This window comes from Pontibacter ramchanderi (assembly GCF_002846395.1).
GTDB lineage: Bacteria > Bacteroidota > Bacteroidia > Cytophagales > Hymenobacteraceae > Pontibacter > Pontibacter ramchanderi.
The window spans coordinates 976,914-995,827 of sequence record NZ_PJMU01000002.1 but is presented as its reverse complement, the minus strand read 5'-3'; the positions used below and the strand labels follow the sequence as shown (position 1 = coordinate 995,827).

Below are 18,914 nucleotides of genomic sequence, written 5' to 3'. Positions count from 1 at the left end.
TTAATGTTCTGAACTTACGGGATTTGGAGCGAATCGCTTTTAATTTCTATTTTTGAGTTCTTTATTCAATTAAACTAATGGCAAAAGAGACAGTACAGAAGCACAGCGAGTTTGAGGAGCTGGTAGAAAATCCGGATGCGTTGGCAGAGCGCCTGACAACAGGTTCTGAGGATTTCGTGAAGAAAAACAAAACCAAGCTGCTCGGTGTGTTTGCCGCCATTGCCGCTATCATCGTTGCAGGTTTCCTGTATTACAACCACCGCACTACCCAGAACCAGGAGGCACACGAGGCCATGTTCCAGGCGGTGTATTATTTCGAAGCTGACTCTCTGAACAAAGCCCTTAACGGCGATGGTCAGTATGATGGCTTGCTGAAAGTGGCCGATGAGTATAGCGGAACAGAAGCAGGCAACCTGGCTAATTTCTACGCTGGCGTTGCTTTACTAAAGCAGGGGAACTATGCCGAGGCACAATCTCACTTAGAAGACTTTAAATCGGATGACTACCTGTTGCAGGCACGTGCATACAGCCTGACAGGGGATGCACTTTCTGAACAAGGCAAGTACAAGGAGGCGGCTGACCTGTACAACAAGGCGGCTAACCACAACAGCAACGCTTTCTTTTCGCCACAGTACCTGATAAAGGCGGCCGTGGCTTACGAAGCAGCCAACGACTTCCAGGCCGCTGCCAACACTTATGACAAGATCATCAAGGATTTTGTAACATCGGCTGAAGTAACAGACGCCAAGAAGTTTAAGGCACGTGCTGAAGCCATGACCGGCGCAGCCGCTAACTAAGTTTTTTTGGGCGAATGCCTGCACATAAAAAGCGCTTTTGTCAACCTGGCAGAAGCGCTTCTTTTTTTTAGTTCATCTGCCAAGAGCGGCAAGTTCCTGTTTAAGGAAGACACGGCGCTATACCTGATCTATACCTATTACTAGTACTGCGAGCTCAACCATTTAACAATTCAACCATCAAAATTTAAAACATGGCGACCTCTCTTAAGAACCTGAACGATTACAAGAAAGAAGGCTTCGGCGATATATCGGAAAAAAAATTCGGAATTGTAGTAGCCGACTGGCACAGCGAAATCACCGATGTGCTTTGTGCTGGTGCCATCGATACACTTTTAAAACACGGAGCACAAAAGGAGAACATTTTCCGCAACACGGTGCCGGGCAGCTTCGAGCTAACACTGGGTGCACAGTTCCTGGCGATGCAGGAAGAAATCGATGCGGTTATCTGCATCGGAGTGGTGATTAAAGGCGATACCAAGCACGACGACTATATTAACCACGCCGTGGCGAATGGTCTGACCAATGTGTCACTTAAGTTCAACAAGCCGGTTTCCTTTGGACTGGTAACGACCAATAACCTGGAGCAGGCACTGGACAGAGCTGGCGGGAAGCACGGCAACAAAGGAGTAGAGGCCGCTGCAGCAGCCATACATATGTTAAGCTTTTAGGCTGGAGCAGGTAACCAGGTATAAAAAAGAGGCCCTTGCTGTGACTGTAGCAAGGGCCTCTTTCGTCTCATACGAGCGCCTAGGTATAGGCTACTTAGAAATTATAGCCAATGGAGATGCCTGGTCTTATGGAAAAACCGCCTCCAAGGAGCATGTCACCGATTATACCTGTGTCAAAGTCTTCCTCGGTGCCGACATTTACCTTCAGGTTGCCGCCATTGTAGCCCGCTCCCAAAAACACATCAAACGCGAAGCCGCTGTTGAATACCCACTGGTTGCCGATGGCCACACCCGCCCCAACCGGTTTGTATGTAGCGCTATAGTCACGGCCTTCTTCGTCCTTTTTCTCCGCAGTCAGTTTAAAACTCCTGATACGGCCATAGCCTGCCACATAGGGGCCCATAGGCGCTACCTTGTTTTCGGAGAAATAATACCGGATCTCAGGCGTGAAGCCATAGCCCCTGAACTTAATGTTCGAAACAGAAACGCCTGTAACAGAAGCGCCCAGCTGTGCACTCAAGTTATCGGTAATGGCATATTCCAAGAATCCGGAACCCGTGAGGGCAAGAGCACTCAAAGGGTTTACTTTTATAACTCCCCGCTTTGGCTGTTGGGCCTGCGCTTGGGCTTGCTGAGCAGGTATAGAAAGAAACGCTGCAGCGGCAATGGCTAGTAATATTCTGTTTTTCATAAAGTAATAAGTGGATTCTGAAACTTAATTAGCCTGATCGTGTTTCAGGCCAACAGCAAGTTCCATTCCAGTATTGCGGCCGACCAGATAAAAGGCCCGAAAGATAAAATTAAAATTAAAATAAAGAAGGCAGGTAGCAAATTATAGATATAACTTCTATTTTTGCACGAAATTTAGCTTAAATAATAATCTGAACATCAGTATGGTTCGGTTTTTGGCTACAAGTTTAAAACAGTAAACTAAAACTGCCCCTTTGCTGTTGAGAAGGCACTAGCACATACACAACACAGGGACGGTTTTTTGAGAATCAAGACAAAAAACTATAACCTAGTTCTAAGATAGTATAATGAACACAAACGAAGAGAAACAGCGGTATTCCCGTGAGGAATTGGCAGAGTTTGAGGCAATCATTCAAGAGAAGTTGAGCAATGCGCGCAAAGAAGTAGCGTTTATCAAGGAGACCCTGAGCCGCCGAAACGACTCGGGCACGGATAACACGGCATCTCCGACCAAAGTATTGGAAGACGGAGCCGATACAGCGGAGAAGGAAAGCCTGAACCAGCTGGCGTCGCGTCAGATGAAGTTTATCCAGCAGTTGGAAAATGCGCTTATCCGCATCAAAAACGGTACTTACGGTGTTTGCATCGTAACCGGCAAACTGATCCCGAAAGAGAGACTGCGTGCTGTGCCGCATACCCAACACACCATTGAGGCCAAGCTTCAGCGTAACGACTAGTACATTTTTACTTTGAATATACTGCAGAACCATATTCAGGCACTGGTTTTCTGTGCCCAATCGCCAATCAGCATCGAAGAGATCCAGCGTTGCCTCACGGAGTCGCTGCAAATGGAGGTGCTCGTAAGCGACGTGCTGGAAGCCGTTGAGAACATCAATGAGCAGCTGAGCGACGCTGGTTTTGCCTTTCAGATATACGCTATCGGAGGCGGCTACCAGTTCCTGACCAAACCGGAGTACCAGGAAACGGTAAGCACCTACCTGAAGCACAAGTCAAAAAAGAAATTGTCAGCGTCTTCTCTGGAGACGCTGGCAATTATTGCCTACAAGCAGCCGATTACCCGCTCGGCTGTAGAGCAGATTCGTGGCGTGGGCTGTGACTACGCCATCCACAAATTACTAGAGAAAGAACTTATCGAAATAAAAGGTAAGGCCGACACCATTGGGAGACCCGTACTCTACGGCACGTCTCAAAAGTTCATGGATTACTTCGGCATCAACCACATCAAGGACCTCCCGCAGCTAAAGGACTTCGCCACAGAAGAGAATATGATTGGCGAGGCAGCCGATTAGCGAACTCCCATCATTCATTAGAGTATACTATTCTTATATACTGCACACAAAGGTACAGTAGCGATACTGCATCATTAATTATTAAACAATGGCAAGAGAAAACGAAAGACCATCCCGCTACAACGACGGCGAAGGCAGAAGATCGTCTGACAGAAACGAGTCAGGCAAGCCGTACAACGATCGCGGCGAAAAGAAAATCTTTAACAGAAGAGACAAAGGCGAAGGAAGAGATGGCGGAGAGCGCCGCTCTTTCGGCAACGATAGAAGAGATGACCGCAAACCATACGGCGACCGTCGCGAAGGTGGAGAGCGCCGCAGCTTCGGAGGCGACAGAGAGCGTCGCGAGGGCGGTGAGCGCAAGCCATACGGCGATCGCAGAGAAGGCGGTGAAAGACGTTCTTTTGGTGGCGACCGCGAACGCAAGCCATACGGTGATAGAAGAGAGGGTGGCGAACGTCGCTCTTTTGATGGAGGCCGCGAGCGCAAGTCTTATGGCGATCGCAACGAAGGTAATGAACGCAGATCATACGGTGATCGCAGAGAAGGCGGTGAGCGCCGCTTCGACTCGGATCGGGGCGAAAGAAAATCATTTGGCCGTGATAATAGAGAAGAGCGAGGTGAACGCCGCTCATTCGGTGAAAATCGTGAGGAGAGAGGCGAGCGCCGCTCGTTTGGCGAAGACAGAGAACGCAAACCATACGGCGACAGAAGAGAGCGCGGCGAAGGCCGTTCTTTTGGAGGCGACCGCGAACGCAAACCTTACGGTGATCGCAGAGAAGGAGGCGAGAGAGAAGAACGCAGAGAACGACGCAGCTTCGGCGACCGCCCTGAAGGGGGCGACCGTGCTGAAAGACGCTCTTTCGAAGGAGATCGCAGAGAAGGCGGCGAACGTCGCAGCTTTGGTGATCGACGCGAAGGCGGCGAGCGCAGATCATTCGATCGCAAAGACAAGTTCAGCAAAGGTGGTGAGGAGCGCCGTGGCCGCAGTTTCGACCGCAACGCTGACTCCGAGCGCGATCCGGAAACGCCAAACTACGACCTGCGTCGTTACAAAGACAATCCGCGCATCAAGAAAACCAACCGCAAAGGAGAGGACGAGGACGGAAGCATCCGCTTGAACCGCTACATCGCCAATGCAGGTGTTTGTTCGCGTCGTGAGGCAGATGAACTGATTCTGTCAGGCGAGATCAAGGTGAACGGCGAAGTGGTAACCGAAATGGGCTTTAAGGTACAGCCTTCTGATACCGTGATCTACGGAAAGAAAGTGCTGAGCCGTGAGAAAATGGTATACGTACTGCTCAACAAGCCGAAGGATTTCATTACGACGACAGAAGACCCGGAAGGCCGCAAAACGGTAATGAGCCTGGTAGAGAAAGCCTCGAAGGAGCGCATCTTCCCGGTAGGTCGCCTCGACCGTAACACAACCGGTCTGCTGCTCTTCACCAACGACGGTGAGTTAGCCCAGAAGCTGACGCATCCATCAAACGAGATTAAGAAAATATACCAGGTAGAGCTAGACAAGCCGATCACAAAAGACGACTTCCAGAAAGTGGTGGAAGGCGTGGAACTGGAGGACGGCAAAGCAATGGTGGACGACGTGGCCATGCTGGGTGACTCCAAGAAGTTCCTGGGTCTGGAGATCCACATTGGCCGCAACCGCATTGTGCGCCGCATATTCGAGCACCTGGGTTACGAGGTGGTAACACTGGATCGTGTGCAGTATGCAGGCCTTACGAAAAAAGACCTGCCACGCGGTGAGTGGCGCTACCTCTCCGAAAAAGAAGTGATCCGTTTGAAATACTTCATGTAAGCATATGCGCAGCATCGCCATCGACATAGGCAACACAGGCGGTAAGTACGGCATCTTTGAAGAAGACGCTTTAATCGCCCAGGGTAATTTTAAAGAACAGGAGGGGCTGCCGCAGGAGGTAGCGTCTCAGTCTTTTGACAATGCCATAGTTGCCTCGGTGAGCAGAGGCGCAGAACAGATAAAAGCAGGGCTGTCAGTGTCCGGAAGCATTATAGAGCTTTCGGCGCAGACAGCCCTGCCTGTTTCTGTCGGTTACAAAACACCCGAAACACTGGGTGCAGACCGTATAGCAGGTGCTGTGGCAGCCCATTATTTCTTTCCGGGGCGCAACTGCCTGGTGATAGATGCGGGTACGGCCATCACCTACGACTTCATCGATGCAGCAGGCCGCTACCAGGGTGGAGGTATAGCACCCGGCATCCAAATGAAATTTAAGGCACTGCATAATTTTACTGGTCGCCTCCCGTTAGTACAAGGAATCCACAAAAATTTTCCTTTGATCGGGCAGACCACGCAGGAGTCGCTTGAGAGCGGCGTGCTGGGCGGAACTGTAGCAGAAGTAGAAGGTATAATCAGTGCATATCGCCAAAAATCAGATAAACTGGTGGTTATACTTTGCGGTGGAGACGCAGGATTTTTTGAAAGTACCATAAAACACCCCATCTTTGTAATTCCTGAACTGGTCCTGATTGGACTGCAAAGAATATTAAGACATAATGTATAAAACGCTCCGTTTACTTATTTGCGCATCCGTGCTGTGCCTGGCGCAGGGCGTGCAGGCGCAAAGCATCGGTAACTCGCCTTACTCCCGCTACGGATTAGGGGAACTCAATACCAACCTTGGCAATCTGCGAACGGCAGGTATGGGCGATGTGGGCGTAAGTACCGGAAACAGCTTTCACTCCAATGTGGCCAACCCTGCGCTACTTTACTACAACAGCATCACGGTATTCGATTTAGGTATAGCAGGCAGGTATAAGACCCTGAAAAATGCCACCCAGTCGCAGCGCGACGGCGATGCCAACCTGACTTATATGACGCTGGGTGTGCCTATTACCAAGCGCTGGAGTTCTGCTGTCAGCCTACGACCATACAGTTCGGTGGAGTATAACATCAGAAACATGGGTTCTTTGCCGAACAGGCAGGAGGCCGTGGTGATCAGCGAATACAGCGGTGAGGGCGGAATCTCAGAGCTTTACTTTGGGCACGGCGTTAGGGTAGCCGACGGACTGACGATCGGTGCGAGCGCCTCATACCTGTTTGGTACCATCTCTCAGGAGTCTTCGTCCATTGTAGCGGATACATCGATCAGCAACGCCTCGCTGGAGCGCGTGGCCTACGTGGAGCGTACCCGTTACTCAGATTTTATTTTCAGAGGCGGCGCCAACTACCGCAAGAAAATAGCCGACAAAGCCTATGTTAGTGCTGGAGCAGTTTATACGCTAGGTGCTGACATAAATGCGAAGCGCAACTCTGCCTATGAGCGCCGCGACCTGGGAGATGCCCTGAAGGGAGCCCCGATGCTAGCAGACAGTGTTAAATCCTCTGTGAATGTGCCGCCAAGCCTGGCTGCCTCTATCAGCTACGACAATGGCTCGAACCTCACGATCGGTACCGAGTTCATGACGCAGGACTGGTCAGATTACCGTAATCTGGACGGAGAGCAGGAACTGGGTAAAAGCTACAAGATCGGAGTTGGCACGGAGTACACACCAAACCCAACCGCCATCGACAGCTATTTCAAACGCATCACCTACCGCGGCGGACTGCGCTATGGCCAGAGCCCATACATCGTCAACGGCGAAAACATTAAGGATATGGCTGTTACAGGCGGCCTGACGCTGCCTATTGGGCGCGGCAACTACTTCGAGCCTCCTTTCCAGATGAACATTATGATGGGCTATGGCAAGCGGGGAACAACCGACAAAGGCCTGATCGCCGAGAACTATTTTCAGTTCGGCGCCGGGGTGACCATTAACAGCCGCTGGTTCGTAAAACGCAGAATAGAGTAAACTATTCCGACCTTAAAAGCATTATTAAAACAGGCCGTTCTGACGACGGTCTTTTTTAATTTTTAGTAACTTCACTTTCGATAAGATTATAGAGCATGCCGAGATCTACTTTTTCAGTGCTGATCGCCTTGCTTGCCCTGGTGGCAGCGAGTTGCGGAACAGACCTGAAAGACCCGGACCAGGAGAAAAAATATGAAGGGCCGTTTCGGGAAACAGCCAACGTGCTGACCCTTTACAGCGACTCGGCCAAAGTGCTGATCAGGCTGCAGACGCCCATGCAGGAGGACTATGAAAACGGCGATGTGGTTTTTCCGGACGGCATTGATATGGAATTTCTGGAAGAAGGAGACGTGGTGACGTCGACGCTGCGGGCCAACTACGGCAAACAGGAACGCAACAAGGACCTATACCTGGTGCGCGGCAACGTGATCGTGCACAACCTGCAGAAGCAGGAGAAACTCGAGACAGAGGAGCTGTACTGGAACAAAGCCAAAGCCCAGATCTATACCGACAAGTTCGTGAAGATAACCACCCCTGAGGAGATTCTGATGGGGCACGGGCTGGAGGCGAACCAGGACTTTAGTAATTACAGAATCAAAAAAGTAACAGGCGTTTTCAGCCTGAAAGAATAATGAACCCAAAACTGGTTAATAGCATTTTACTGTCGCTGGCTTTTGTAGCCATGGTAATTGGCGTGCACAGAAGCATTCAGGAATCTGATATTGCAGGCAATTACTGGATTTACATGATCGGCTTTATGCTGTACATCGTGTACCATTACCGCAAGAAGAAACAGACCGAGTAGGCTGTACCATCTCATGATAGACCCCGACCAGATACTGTTGTTGTTTATTGCGTTGCTGGCCTGTGCCTTTTTCTCAGGTATAGAGATAGCCTTTCTGGCCGCGAATAAACTGCAGATAGAGCTTGACGAGAAAAACAACGTGCTCTCGGGCCGCATCCTTACCCACCTGCTGCGCCATCCTGCCCAACTGATGGGCACCGCCCTGATCGGCTATGTTATTTCCTTGGTCTTGTATGGCTTTGTGATAGCGGGTATCCTCTATACCTTGCTGCAGGCGTTTTTGCCGGTCTCCCTGCAACTGGCGCCGCTCATACTGGTGCTGCAGATCCTGCTCGCCTCGGTTATTGTGCTGCTCACCGCCGAGTTTCTGCCCCGCAGTCTCTTTGCTATCAACCCCAACCGCATGCTCGATGTGCTGGCTATACCTATGCTGGTGCTTTACTATGCACTGTACCCTGTTGTCATTCTGCTGATGAAGCTGAGCAAATGGATTGCCGAGCGGGTTCTCAAGATAGAATTCTCAGATGAGCACCCGGTGTTTGGGGTAACGGATCTGAACGCCTACATCAAGAACAGGCTATACCACCCGGTAGAGGAGGGAGCGCCGGAAGTAGATCAGGAAATATTTCACAATGCGCTGGAGTTTAAGAAGGTGCGCGTGAAAGAATGCATGGTGCCCCGCACAGAGGTGGAAGCAGTGGAGGTAAACGAGTCTGTAGAACTGCTGCGCGATACCTTTATCAAAACAGGGCACTCCAAGATACTGGTGTACGAGAACTCGATTGACAACATCATCGGGTATTGCCACCAGCTGGCCATGTTCCAGCAGCCACGCCAGATCCGCGAAATCCTGTCGCCGGTGAGCCTGGTGCCGGAGAGCATGCTGGCCAGCGAACTGTTTCTGCGCTTCGGTACCGAACATCGCACCGTGGCCGTGGTGGTCGACGAGTTTGGCGGCACGTCGGGTATAGTGACCGTGGAGGACGTAATTGAGGAGATCGTGGGCGAGATTCAGGACGAGTACGACTATGAAGCGCTACTGGAGCAGGTGTTCCCGGCCAAACACCTATACCTGCTGAGCGCCCGCCACGAGATCGACTACCTCAACGACAAATACGAACTCCACCTGCCCGAAGGGGATTACGAAACACTGGGCGGACTGATCTTTTCGGTGCTGGGCGAGATACCCAAGGCGGGCGATGTGGTAGAGCTGCGGCCTTTCACGATCACGATCCTGTCGATGGACGACAACCGCATCAATGCGGTGAAGCTGTTCAAAGACCCAGACTTACAGGCAGATGGCGTATTTTAAACAGATGCGCACAAAATTTTGAATTTTTGCACGATTACCCTTATTTTGCACATCCTTTATCATTCGTATAACACATGGCATTAATTAACAAGATTAGAGAAAAGTCGGGTTGGGCTGTTGGCGCTATCGCCATTGGGCTTGGCGTGTTTGTAGTAGGCGGCGACCTATTAGGGCCAAACTCCAGACTTTTGGGCAACGATGCGACAACCGTAGGCGAAATAGCCGGTGAGGAAATTGACTACCAGCGCTTCGATATGGTGTTCCAGCAGATCAAAGCCCAGTACGAAGGTCAGGTACAGCGTGCTGCCACCGAAAGCGAGATGGCCATGATGCGTGAACAGGCCTGGAACCAGCTAATCTTCCAGATTGCCTTGCAGAAAGAGTACGACCGCCTGGGCATACAGGTGTCAGAAGAAGAACTGGCCGACATGGTGCAGGGTAACAACATCCACCCATCGGTTAGACAGGCGTTCACTAACCCACAGACAGGTGAGTTTGACCGTAACCAGGTAGTGCAGTACCTGCAAAACCTCGACCAGACAGGCGGCCGCCCAATGTGGGTGAACTTTGAGCAGAGCATCCTCAACGACCGTATCCAGACCAAGTATAGCAACCTGCTGACCAAGTCGGAGTACGTAACAACAGCTGAAGCGAAGAAGCACTTCGAGGCGCAGAACACGATCGCCAGCATGAAAGTGCTGTACATCCCGTACTTCTCGATCGCTGACTCAGCTGTGAGCGTAACAGACGCGCAGCTGAAAGACTACTATAACCGCAACAAAGAGCTTTACAAAGTAGAAGACGGCCGTACGCTGGAGTATGTGACCATTCCAGTTGCTGCCTCTACCGACGATATGAACTACTTCCAGGAAGAGCTGAAAGACCTGACCGAGCAGTTTGCGGCATCGACCAACGACTCGGCTTTCGTGAACACGCACTCCGACCTGCCATACGACGGTACCTACCTGCACACAGCAGAGCTGCCTGAGCAACTGCACGCCATCGCGCCGCTGGAAGAAGGCAAGGTATACGGCCCATACAACCAAGGCGATACATACGCCCTGTACAAGATTGTAGACATCAGAGACGGTAGCGTGAACACAGCCCGTGCAAGCCACATCCTGATCAAGCCAGAGAACGACACGCCGGAGGCGAAGCAAGCAGCCCTTGCCAAAGCAAAGGACATTCAGGCGCAGATCAAAAACGGTGCTGACTTCGCGGCAATGGCAGCGCAGCATGGTTCTGACGGTACTGCCTCTGTAGGTGGTGACCTGGGTTACTTCACGGAAGGCCGCATGGTGCCAGCTTTTGAGAAGGCTGTTTTCGGCGCTACTTCCGAAGGCCTGTTGCCAGCTCCTGTTGAAACGGAGTATGGCTACCACATCATCAAAATAACGGCTCCTAAATCGAAGCGTACGTACAAAGTGGCCGCCGTGCAGCGCTCACTTGATGCCAGCGATGCTACCCGCGACCAGGCTTACGCCATGGCTGACGAACTGGCTGGTACAAGCGGCTCAACGCAGGAGTTCAGAGAGAACGTAAAGAAAAACGAAGCACTTTCTGTTGAGGAAGCAGCCAACGTAGGCAAAAACAACGTGCTGGTAGGTAATCTGAGCAACGCTCGTGAACTGGTACGCTGGGCTTACTCCAAAGACACGTCAGTAGGAGATGTATCGCCTGTGTTCGAGATCAATGACCAGTACGTGATCGCCACGCTGACCGGCAAGCGCGAGAAAGGCTATGCGAAGATCGAAGATGTGAAAGAAGAGCTGACAGCTGCCGTTCGCAACGAGGTAAAGGCGCAGCAGATCATCGAAAAGCTGAAAGGTGCAACAGGTTCACTGGATCAGATCGCGGCTAACTACGGTCCGGATGCGATTGTGAGAGAGGCTGAAGAAGTATCACTTGCTTCGGGTGCTATACCTGGCCTTGGCCTGGAGCCCGTGGCCATTGGCAAAGCATTTGGTCTAAAGCAGGGCAGCCGTACCGCCCCTATCGAGGGACAAGGTGGTGTGGTGATAGCGGAACTGGTTAACCTGACCAAGGCACCGGAGGCGCAGGATCTTACTGGTGTAAAGGCGCAGCTGGTAAACACGCGTACATCGCGCGTAGAGACCAATGCCTTTGAAGCCATTAAAGAGAAAGCCGATATCAAAGACAACCGTGTAAGATTCTTCTAAGAACCGCACAATAGGTATAAGCAAAGGGCTGCTCCCATCGGAGCGGCCCTTTGTTGTTTATGGCCAAACCGAAATTATTGGTTATCTTCATTTTCGGGAGCGCATCCCATATCAAAAAGTCTGCACACACGTTGTAATAGATGATGTCTATACCTGTCCATACCTATTTGTCGAGATTGCTTGTTGTGCTGCTGCTGATCTTGCTGGCCGGGCCTTTTGCTATGGCGCAAAACCAGGAACTGGCGCTGGCACGCGAGTACCTCAGCAAGGGCGAGTACCAGAAAGCGGAAAGCATCTACAGCAAACTGATCGACGACCAGCGCCTCTTCTCCGTTGTGTATCCGGACTACCTGAAAACCCTGCTGGCCCAAAACAACCACAAAGAGGCCGAAAAGCTGGTGAAGCGCACCATCAAGCGCTACCCGGGGCAGGTGAGCTACAACATCGATCTAGGCATTGTATACCAGGCAGCCGGCGATAAAGCAGCTGCAGAAAAGCATTTTGATAAGCTAATTGCGCAACTCAAGCCGGAGGAGGTGATCGTGGCGGCCAGTGTGTTCGTGCAGCACGAGCTGTTTGACTACGCCGAGAAAGCCTACCTGCGCGGCCGTGAACTCAGCAAGAACCCTTATGAGCATAACCGCTCGCTCATCTCACTCTATACCTTCCGGCAGAAGCATGAGCCCCTGATAGGCGAGGCACTCAACCTGCTGCAGGAAAACGAGAGCGAACTGATTTATGTGCAGAACATGCTGCAGAACAGCATGCAGGACGAAAAGACCTTTGAGGTGTTGGAGAAGGAGCTGATCTCCCGTGTGCAGCAGCACCCCGACCTGCTGGCATACAACGAGCTCCTGATCTGGCTCTACATCCAGCGGCGCGACTTTTACAGTGCCCTGCTGCAGGCCCGGTCGGTAGATAAGCGCACCCGCAGCGGCGGTACCCGCGTGATGGAGCTGGGCGCCATCAGTGCCCGCAACCAAGACTACCAGGGCGCCATCGAAGCTTACGAGTACATCATCAAGGAATATCCTGACGGGCCTTATTACCTCATAGCCCGGCAGCGACTGATAAACGCCCGCGAAGAGCAGGTAGAGAACACCTTCCCGGTTAACCTGGATAAGATCAGGACACTGATAACCGACTATGAAGCGCTGCTGAATGAAGTGGGCCGGAATGTGCAGACAGTGGAGGTGCTCCAGCATATGGCTAATCTGTATGCGTTTCACCTGGACGAAAAAGAAAAAGCCATTGCCCTGTTGCAGGAAGCCATTGCCATGCCGCGTGCCAAGCCTGACTTTGTGGCGGAAAGCAAACTCACGCTGGGCGATATCTATTTGCTGAAAGGAGAACCCTGGGAGTCGACTTTGTTGTACTCGCAGGTAGAGAAGTCGCATAAGGAGACGCCGATCGGGCACGAGGCCAAGCTGCGCAATGCCCGCCTCAACTACTACAAAGGCGACTTCGAACTGGCGCAGGCTCACCTCGACATCCTGAAACTGGCCACCAGCCGGGAGATCGCCAACGACGCCATGGACCTGAGCTTATTGATCACGGACAATACCGGTTTGGATACCTCTACTGTAGCCATGGAAGAGTTTGCAGCCATTGAGCTGCTCATTTTCCAGAACAAGCTAGGCGAGGCGCAAAACAGGCTGGATGGCATGCTGCAGAAATTCCCGGGCCACAGCCTTACCGACGAGATTCACTTTCTGAAAGCCAGCATATACGAGCGTGCTGGCGAGTTTGATAAAGCCATTATGAGTCTGGAGAAGGTAGTAAGTGCGCCCGCCGACATCCTGAGTGACGATGCCCTCTATAAGATGGCCTATATCTATGAAGAGAACCTGAAAGACACGCAAAAGGCGCAGGAGCTATACAACGAGTTTCTGGTGAAGCACCAGGGCAGCATTTATGTGGCCGAGGCCCGCAAGCGCTTCCGGAAGCTGCGCGGCGACGCGCCTGTGGTTAATTAGCAGGTATAGACCTCAGTCGTAAATGTAATACTTCCAGTTAGCACGCCCCGTATCGTACAGGGTAGTCAGTTCCCCTTCAGTCTTGTGTGCCCCTAACGGGTCATATACCACCACTTCGTAGTTAAAGCCCAAAATCACGTTCTGGTTGAAGGATAGGGTATAGGCCTTGTCGGTTTTGCGGTAGTGATAAGCCGGGATGCCGATCACCCGGGAGGAGGGTTGCGCCGTCATAAGTTGTTCGGGGTAGGCGCCCTGTTCGTGAAATTGGTTTTCTATATCTTCAATCAGGGTAGAAGCGTTTGAAATCGCCAGGTTGCGGCTTATATCGCGTGTTTGGTTAGCGAGCCAAATGGTAGATGCCAGCATCGTGGCAGGCAAGGCCCAACACAAAATAGCAAATGCCTTGGACAAACGTGGTCCAGGGAATTTGACGAAAGCCCACACCGTCCAGATCAGTCCAACAGGTATAAGTAGAAAACCCAATAACCCGATAAGCATACCTAGCGAAAAGTATAGCTGAGCAGGGAGGTATAGCATAGCTGGGCCTGGCAGAAACGGAAGATTGGTCAGCAGAACGGCCAGCACACAGGTGACTATCACGATGAGCCAGAGTCTGCGATTCATGCCATGGAACGTTTTGTGAAAGGTATAGGCCTTAGGTATAGGTATTACGAAAAGAAAAGGAACAGGATCAGGATGAAGAGAATAAAAAATCCATACATGATCAGGTCGAGGGAGTAGTTCTTATACTGCTCGTAAATTTCTCTGAGTCGTTTCATGATCTGGTGAAGTGTATGGCTGCAAATTACAAAAAATAGCACAAAGGTACTGTGTCAGTTGCAACGGCCGCCCCAAATCCAGAGTAAATTGACTACCTTTGCTTCGGGTTTATTTGTGAAGCAGCATATGGAGAAAAGGTGGGTATATAACAAAAGCGTCGCGCCGGAGGTGATCAATCAACTGGCTGAGTCGCTTCGAATCAGCACCACGCTGGCCGATGTGCTGTGCCAACGCTCTATCTGCACGTTCGACGAAGCCAAAGCGTTCTTCCGCCCCAGCCTGCACGACCTGCACGATCCTTTCCTGATGAAGGACATGCACCGCGCCGTCGACCGGCTGACCGAGGCGCTGCACCGCTCCGAGAAGATATTGGTTTACGGCGACTACGATGTAGACGGCACGACCTCTGTGGCGCTCATGTACAGCTTCCTGGAGCCGCTCACCCAACCCGGCCAACTCGAGTATTACATCCCCGACAGATATAAGGAAGGCTACGGCGTGTCCACGCAAGGTATAGATTACGCCAAAGCGCAGGAGTTCTCGCTTATCATCAGCCTCGACTGTGGCATCAAGTCAGCCGATAAGGTAGCCTATGCCAAGTCGCTGGGTATAGACTTTATCATCTGCGACCACCACCTGCCCGACGAGGACATACCCCAGGCGGTGGCTGTGCTGGATCCGAAGCAGATCGACTGCCCATACCCTTACAAAGAGCTTTCGGGCTGCGGCGTTGGCTTTAAGCTGATACAGGCCTTTTGTTTCCAGCAAGGTATACCGCAGGAAGAAGCGTTTAAGCTGCTCGACCTGCTGGTGGTAAGCATTGCTGCCGATATTGTGCCCATCACAGGAGAGAACCGCATACTGGCTTACTACGGTCTTGAGTTGATCAATGGGCCCGGACCTTTGCGCCCGGGATTGGCAGCCTTGAACGAGCTGGCAGGTATAGCAGGCGTGATGGACATCACAAGTGTTGTGTTCGGTTTTGCGCCCCGCATTAACGCGGCAGGCCGTATGGGCGATGCAAAACGCTCGGTGCGCATGCTGCTGGCGCAGACCAAGGAAGAAGCCTTTGAGGTAGCCGATATCATCAACGAGTCTAATAAAGAGCGCCGCGACAAGGACTCGAACATCACCAAGGAGGCGCTGCAGATGATTGCAGAAGACGATTTTCTGCGAAACGCGAACTCCACGGTGCTCTACAAGGAGAACTGGCACAAAGGCGTGATCGGGATCGTGGCTTCCCGCTGCATCGACCACTACTACCGCCCTACCATCATCCTCACACAATCCAATGGCAAGGCGTCGGGCTCGGCCCGTTCGGTGCACGGCTTCAATGTGCATGATGCCATTGAGAGCTGCGCTGATCTGCTCGACCAGTTTGGCGGGCACATGTACGCGGCAGGGCTAACGCTGCCTGTGGAGAATGTGCCAGCCTTCAGACAGCGCTTTGAAGAGGTGGTAGCGCGTACCATTACCGAAGACCAGAAAATTCCGCAGATAGAGGTAGATGCCAAGATCAGGCTCAACCAGATCACCCCGAACTTCTATAAGATCATAAAACAAATGGAGCCTTTCGGGCCGGGCAACATGAAACCTGTGTTTGTGTCGGAGTGCGTGTACGACACGGGCAGTGTGCGTGTGGTTGGCGACAGCCATCTGAAGCTGCGCCTGACGCAGGACGGCTTCTACGACATCGACGCCATTGGCTTCGGCTTTGGCGACTTTTTCAAGCACATCTCCAAAGGCATCCCATTCGATGTATGCTATACCGTAGAGGAAAACGAGTTCAGGGGAAATGTAACGCTGCAGCTGCGCATCAAGGATATCCGGATGCAGAAGTAGCAAAACGGGTTTCTATTCTTTCACCTGAGGTATAGCATGAAGCCTTCGTGCTAAAAAGAATACCCATACAGCAGTATAAGACAAAGTGCGCACAAACCTATACCTAATAGCCCGAGTTTTAGAGAGCGGTTTCTATAGGCCAAATAACCTAGCAGCACGCCCAGCGTTTCCAATGTAAAGAGGAAAACCCGCAGCGGGAGGCCCATGGTATAGACAAAGGACTCTTGCTGCATCTCACCGAGCACCACCGGGCTTTCTCCTGCCTGCAGGTAGAAATAGGTGATCACGATCAGCCCGGCCAGGCCGATCAATACAGAAGAGAATCCTATTTTCATACACTTAGAACTACGCACAATCAGCAAAAATAAACGCATCGCGCCCTGCAGCTTTCTGCAGGGCGCGATGCGTTCAGGGCATGTTTTATAACGTTAAAACTGTTCGCTGTTATTGGCCAGCAGCTTCACGGCAGGCAATTGCTCGAGCTCCGCCAGAATTACCTTCTCCGGGTAAGGTATAAGCTTAGGAGGCACGCACATCAGGTTCAGGCTGTTCATGTCGCCGGCAAAGTAGTTCAGGTCAATAGCAGCATTCACGCCGGCCAGCCTGCCCGTGTCGGTGTACTGCCAGAAAAGCCACTTGTCTTCGTGGTGGATGTCGGGCTCGATGGTGTTGTAGCGGGCGATCCAGAAATGATAATCCTTGAAATGCCCCTGCAGCCAGCGGCGGTAGAAGTTCTGGTTGGTGTAAATGATGGGTTTTACGCCATAATGTGCTGTTACGGCCTCCAGCCAGATGCGCATGTTCTTTCGCATGTCGGCAGGTGATGTGTGCTTCTCGATCACTTCCACATCCAGCACGGGCGGCAGATCGCCTTCTTCCAACTCCACAGTGTTAATAAACATCTCGATCTGGCCCTGCACCGGTGCCGCAGGTATAAAGAAGTGGTAAGCGCCCCGTTTGATGCCCACACGCTTCGTTTCGGCCCAATTGCGGGCGAAAAACGGGTCTAGCCGGTAGTCGTCCTGTGTTGCTTTTACGAATGCAAACGTTACGTCGGCATCACGCACCTGGTCCCAGTTTACCTCCCGTTGCCACTTCGACACATCTATACCTTTCAGGCTCGAGGAAGTAATGAGCGTAGCCTTCATGGTAGCCCCGGTGCTTTTGGCGGCAGCACCATTGGTTTTTGCATTATCGGAATTTCCGGAAATAAGCCCGGTAAACAACATCGAGAGCAATAAGCCAGTATAAGCCACCTTGTGGGCAGCCAGGTAAAGTAAAGAAAGCATCATAAAGGCTGGTTAATCGGAATTCCAAACTAATAAGAAGACGCGACACTAACAACAGGAAACCCAGAATAATTTCATTTCTAAAATTAGATTTTCTGAATATATGGCCGTGTATAGCTGTTGTTATACCTGCCAGGTATAGGCATAAAACTTGGCAGGATTACTGCATTGCAGGACGGGTCTAGAATGCGTAAATTAGCCCGATGATATTAAGAGCCGAACATTTATACAAAAAATATAAGTCGCGCCTGGTCGTGAACGACGTAAGCGTGGAAGTGAACCAGGGCGAGATCGTGGGTCTGCTGGGGCCGAACGGAGCCGGAAAAACGACTTCTTTCTATATGATCGTGGGACTGGTGAAGCCGAACGAGGGCCGCATCTACCTCGACAAAGAGGATATCACGGACCTGCCCATGTACCAGCGCGCCAAACGTGGCGTGGGCTACCTGGCCCAGGAAGCCTCGGTGTTTCGGCAACTGACGGTAGAGGAGAACATCCTGGCCCCGCTCGAGATGACCAACCGCCCCAAAAAGGAGCAGCTGGAGAAAGTGGAGGAACTGCTCGAGGAGTTTTCGCTCACACATGTGCGCAAGAACAAAGGCATCGTGCTGTCGGGTGGCGAGCGTCGCCGCACCGAGATTGCCCGTGCCCTGGCCGTAGACCCTAAGTTCGTGCTGCTTGACGAACCTTTTGCCGGCGTAGACCCGATTGCCGTGGAGGAGATCCAAAGCATTGTGGCCAAGCTCAAGAGCAAAAATATCGGCATCCTCATCACCGACCACAACGTAAACGAGACGCTCTCCATCACCGACCGCGCCTATTTGCTCTTTGAGGGCAAAATCCTGAAATCCGGCACCGCCGAAGAACTGGCCGCCGACGAACAGGTGCGTAGGGTATACCTGGGGAAACATTTCGAGCTCAAGCGGAAAATTTAGACAGTTAGCAATTATCAGTAAACAGTAAGCAATTGTACAACTTTCTGCTGTCAGTTCCGATAGGTATAGCCTATGATATATTGGTATGGACAGCAATAACCTTTATAAGAAGTGTTATGCCTTTGCTATTAGAATCGTAAAGGCACATCAGCACTTGAGTACAGAAAAAAGAGAATTTACGCTCTCAAAACAACTTTTGCGTAGTGGTACCTCCATTGGGGCTAATGTAGCAGAAGCCAATGGTGGGATATCTGTTGCAGACTTCTCCTCAAAAATATCTTTAGCTTACAAAGAGAGTTTAGAAACAAAGTATTGGCTAAGTTTATTGAGAGATACTGGATATCTGGAAGTCGCAGTCGCAGAAAGCATGTTGATAGACGCGGATGAACTTAGTAAGATTTTATTCTCTATATTGAAGTCTACTAGAATTAACTCTAGAGAGAGTGGTAAATAGCCTAACAATCTGTTTACTAGTTATTGTTAACTGTTAACTGCAAAAGTGGAAATA

Annotated in this window: 20 protein-coding genes; 16 read left to right on the top strand and 4 right to left on the bottom strand. The window is 51.4% G+C overall.

Going from position 1 to position 18,914, the window contains the following annotated elements:
* The first annotated feature begins 77 nt into the window (after nucleotides 1-77).
* The 3 genes from BD749_RS11400 to ribH are packed head-to-tail and all read left to right on the top strand — an operon-like array spanning nucleotide 78 to nucleotide 1,465.
* The gene (locus tag BD749_RS11400; protein WP_101444450.1) at nucleotides 78-797 is read left to right on the top strand and encodes a tetratricopeptide repeat protein; all 720 of its coding nucleotides are present in this window, start codon (nucleotides 78-80) and stop codon (nucleotides 795-797) included.
* A gap of 6 nt (nucleotides 798-803) precedes the next feature.
* Nucleotides 804-941 carry a hypothetical protein gene (locus BD749_RS19430; protein ID WP_180336387.1) on the top strand — a complete coding sequence of 46 codons (138 nt, stop codon included), beginning with the start codon at nucleotides 804-806 and terminating at the stop codon, nucleotides 939-941.
* 47 nt (nucleotides 942-988) lie between these two features.
* Nucleotides 989-1,465 (top strand): 6,7-dimethyl-8-ribityllumazine synthase, encoded by a 477-nt coding sequence (gene ribH, locus BD749_RS11395; protein WP_101444449.1) that lies wholly within the window; start codon nucleotides 989-991, stop codon nucleotides 1,463-1,465.
* Between the two features lie 94 nt (nucleotides 1,466-1,559).
* Here the strand turns inward: ribH and BD749_RS11390 are convergent, their stop codons facing one another.
* Nucleotides 1,560-2,156 (bottom strand): DUF3575 domain-containing protein, encoded by a 597-nt coding sequence (locus BD749_RS11390; protein WP_101444448.1) that lies wholly within the window; start codon nucleotides 2,154-2,156, stop codon nucleotides 1,560-1,562.
* A gap of 346 nt (nucleotides 2,157-2,502) precedes the next feature.
* Between BD749_RS11390 and BD749_RS11385 the strand changes: the two genes are divergently transcribed.
* From BD749_RS11385 to BD749_RS11345, 10 genes are all read left to right on the top strand, one after another.
* Nucleotides 2,503-2,892, top strand: coding sequence for a TraR/DksA family transcriptional regulator (locus BD749_RS11385; RefSeq protein ID WP_101444447.1), 390 nt, complete (start codon nucleotides 2,503-2,505; stop codon nucleotides 2,890-2,892).
* A gap of 12 nt (nucleotides 2,893-2,904) precedes the next feature.
* Nucleotides 2,905-3,465, top strand: coding sequence for an SMC-Scp complex subunit ScpB (gene scpB / locus BD749_RS11380; RefSeq protein WP_101444446.1), 561 nt, complete (start codon nucleotides 2,905-2,907; stop codon nucleotides 3,463-3,465).
* Nucleotides 3,466-3,553: 88 nt separating this feature from the next.
* Nucleotides 3,554-5,275, top strand: a complete 1,722-nt coding sequence (locus BD749_RS11375; protein ID WP_245869069.1) for a pseudouridine synthase — start codon at nucleotides 3,554-3,556, stop codon at nucleotides 5,273-5,275.
* 4 nt (nucleotides 5,276-5,279) lie between these two features.
* Nucleotides 5,280-5,999, top strand: a complete 720-nt coding sequence (locus tag BD749_RS11370; RefSeq protein ID WP_101444445.1) for a type III pantothenate kinase — start codon at nucleotides 5,280-5,282, stop codon at nucleotides 5,997-5,999.
* Nucleotides 5,992-7,287, top strand: coding sequence for a hypothetical protein (locus BD749_RS11365; RefSeq protein WP_101444444.1), 1,296 nt, complete (start codon nucleotides 5,992-5,994; stop codon nucleotides 7,285-7,287). The genes BD749_RS11370 and BD749_RS11365 overlap by 8 nt, the downstream gene beginning before the upstream one ends.
* A gap of 95 nt (nucleotides 7,288-7,382) precedes the next feature.
* Entirely contained in the window at nucleotides 7,383-7,919 is a 537-nt protein-coding gene (gene lptC / locus BD749_RS11360) for an LPS export ABC transporter periplasmic protein LptC (RefSeq protein ID WP_101444443.1), read from the top strand.
* The gene (locus tag BD749_RS19425; RefSeq protein WP_180336386.1) at nucleotides 7,919-8,092 is read left to right on the top strand and encodes a hypothetical protein; all 174 of its coding nucleotides are present in this window, start codon (nucleotides 7,919-7,921) and stop codon (nucleotides 8,090-8,092) included. Before lptC ends, BD749_RS19425 begins: the two co-directional genes overlap by 1 nt.
* 13 nt (nucleotides 8,093-8,105) lie before the next feature.
* Entirely contained in the window at nucleotides 8,106-9,404 is a 1,299-nt protein-coding gene (locus BD749_RS11355) for a hemolysin family protein (protein ID WP_101444442.1), read from the top strand.
* A 74-nt stretch (nucleotides 9,405-9,478) separates the two neighbouring features.
* Complete coding sequence (locus BD749_RS11350; protein WP_101444441.1) at nucleotides 9,479-11,584, top strand: peptidylprolyl isomerase; 2,106 nt, start codon at nucleotides 9,479-9,481, stop codon at nucleotides 11,582-11,584.
* A 167-nt stretch (nucleotides 11,585-11,751) separates the two neighbouring features.
* Entirely contained in the window at nucleotides 11,752-13,560 is a 1,809-nt protein-coding gene (locus BD749_RS11345) for a tetratricopeptide repeat protein (protein WP_245869067.1), read from the top strand.
* A gap of 12 nt (nucleotides 13,561-13,572) precedes the next feature.
* On the opposite strand, the gene BD749_RS11340 is transcribed toward BD749_RS11345, so the two are convergent.
* Complete coding sequence (locus BD749_RS11340) at nucleotides 13,573-14,184, bottom strand: hypothetical protein (RefSeq protein WP_101444439.1); 612 nt, start codon at nucleotides 14,182-14,184, stop codon at nucleotides 13,573-13,575.
* 282 nt (nucleotides 14,185-14,466) lie between these two features.
* Between BD749_RS11340 and recJ the strand changes: the two genes are divergently transcribed.
* Nucleotides 14,467-16,182: a single-stranded-DNA-specific exonuclease RecJ gene (gene recJ, locus BD749_RS11335; RefSeq protein ID WP_101444438.1), complete on the top strand. Its 1,716-nt coding sequence runs from the start codon at nucleotides 14,467-14,469 to the stop codon at nucleotides 16,180-16,182.
* A 50-nt stretch (nucleotides 16,183-16,232) separates the two neighbouring features.
* On the opposite strand, the gene BD749_RS11330 is transcribed toward recJ, so the two are convergent.
* Both BD749_RS11330 and BD749_RS11325 read right to left on the bottom strand, forming a co-directional pair.
* Nucleotides 16,233-16,517, bottom strand: coding sequence for a hypothetical protein (locus tag BD749_RS11330; protein WP_101444437.1), 285 nt, complete (start codon nucleotides 16,515-16,517; stop codon nucleotides 16,233-16,235).
* Between the two features lie 93 nt (nucleotides 16,518-16,610).
* Nucleotides 16,611-17,474: a glycoside hydrolase family 25 protein gene (locus tag BD749_RS11325; RefSeq protein WP_101444436.1), complete on the bottom strand. Its 864-nt coding sequence runs from the start codon at nucleotides 17,472-17,474 to the stop codon at nucleotides 16,611-16,613.
* A 200-nt stretch (nucleotides 17,475-17,674) separates the two neighbouring features.
* Between BD749_RS11325 and lptB the strand changes: the two genes are divergently transcribed.
* Nucleotides 17,675-18,406, top strand: coding sequence for an LPS export ABC transporter ATP-binding protein (gene lptB / locus BD749_RS11320; protein WP_101444435.1), 732 nt, complete (start codon nucleotides 17,675-17,677; stop codon nucleotides 18,404-18,406).
* A gap of 85 nt (nucleotides 18,407-18,491) precedes the next feature.
* Nucleotides 18,492-18,860, top strand: coding sequence for a four helix bundle protein (locus BD749_RS11315; RefSeq protein ID WP_101444434.1), 369 nt, complete (start codon nucleotides 18,492-18,494; stop codon nucleotides 18,858-18,860).
* Nucleotides 18,861-18,914: the final 54 nt, after the last annotated feature.

Coding starts and splice junctions, on each gene's coding strand:
- BD749_RS11400 (WP_101444450.1), top strand. CDS start 78: ATGGCAAAAGAGACAGTACAGAAGCACAGCGAGTTTGAGGAGCTGGTA.
- ribH (WP_101444449.1), top strand. CDS start 989: ATGGCGACCTCTCTTAAGAACCTGAACGATTACAAGAAAGAAGGCTTC.
- BD749_RS11390 (WP_101444448.1), bottom strand. CDS start 2,156: ATGAAAAACAGAATATTACTAGCCATTGCCGCTGCAGCGTTTCTTTCT.
- BD749_RS11385 (WP_101444447.1), top strand. CDS start 2,503: ATGAACACAAACGAAGAGAAACAGCGGTATTCCCGTGAGGAATTGGCA.
- BD749_RS11375 (WP_245869069.1), top strand. CDS start 3,554: ATGGCAAGAGAAAACGAAAGACCATCCCGCTACAACGACGGCGAAGGC.
- BD749_RS11370 (WP_101444445.1), top strand. CDS start 5,280: ATGCGCAGCATCGCCATCGACATAGGCAACACAGGCGGTAAGTACGGC.
- BD749_RS11365 (WP_101444444.1), top strand. CDS start 5,992: ATGTATAAAACGCTCCGTTTACTTATTTGCGCATCCGTGCTGTGCCTG.
- lptC (WP_101444443.1), top strand. CDS start 7,383: ATGCCGAGATCTACTTTTTCAGTGCTGATCGCCTTGCTTGCCCTGGTG.
- BD749_RS19425 (WP_180336386.1), top strand. CDS start 7,919: ATGAACCCAAAACTGGTTAATAGCATTTTACTGTCGCTGGCTTTTGTA.
- BD749_RS11355 (WP_101444442.1), top strand. CDS start 8,106: ATGATAGACCCCGACCAGATACTGTTGTTGTTTATTGCGTTGCTGGCC.
- BD749_RS11350 (WP_101444441.1), top strand. CDS start 9,479: ATGGCATTAATTAACAAGATTAGAGAAAAGTCGGGTTGGGCTGTTGGC.
- BD749_RS11340 (WP_101444439.1), bottom strand. CDS start 14,184: ATGAATCGCAGACTCTGGCTCATCGTGATAGTCACCTGTGTGCTGGCC.
- recJ (WP_101444438.1), top strand. CDS start 14,467: ATGGAGAAAAGGTGGGTATATAACAAAAGCGTCGCGCCGGAGGTGATC.
- BD749_RS11330 (WP_101444437.1), bottom strand. CDS start 16,517: ATGAAAATAGGATTCTCTTCTGTATTGATCGGCCTGGCCGGGCTGATC.
- BD749_RS11325 (WP_101444436.1), bottom strand. CDS start 17,474: ATGATGCTTTCTTTACTTTACCTGGCTGCCCACAAGGTGGCTTATACT.
- lptB (WP_101444435.1), top strand. CDS start 17,675: ATGATATTAAGAGCCGAACATTTATACAAAAAATATAAGTCGCGCCTG.
- BD749_RS11315 (WP_101444434.1), top strand. CDS start 18,492: ATGGACAGCAATAACCTTTATAAGAAGTGTTATGCCTTTGCTATTAGA.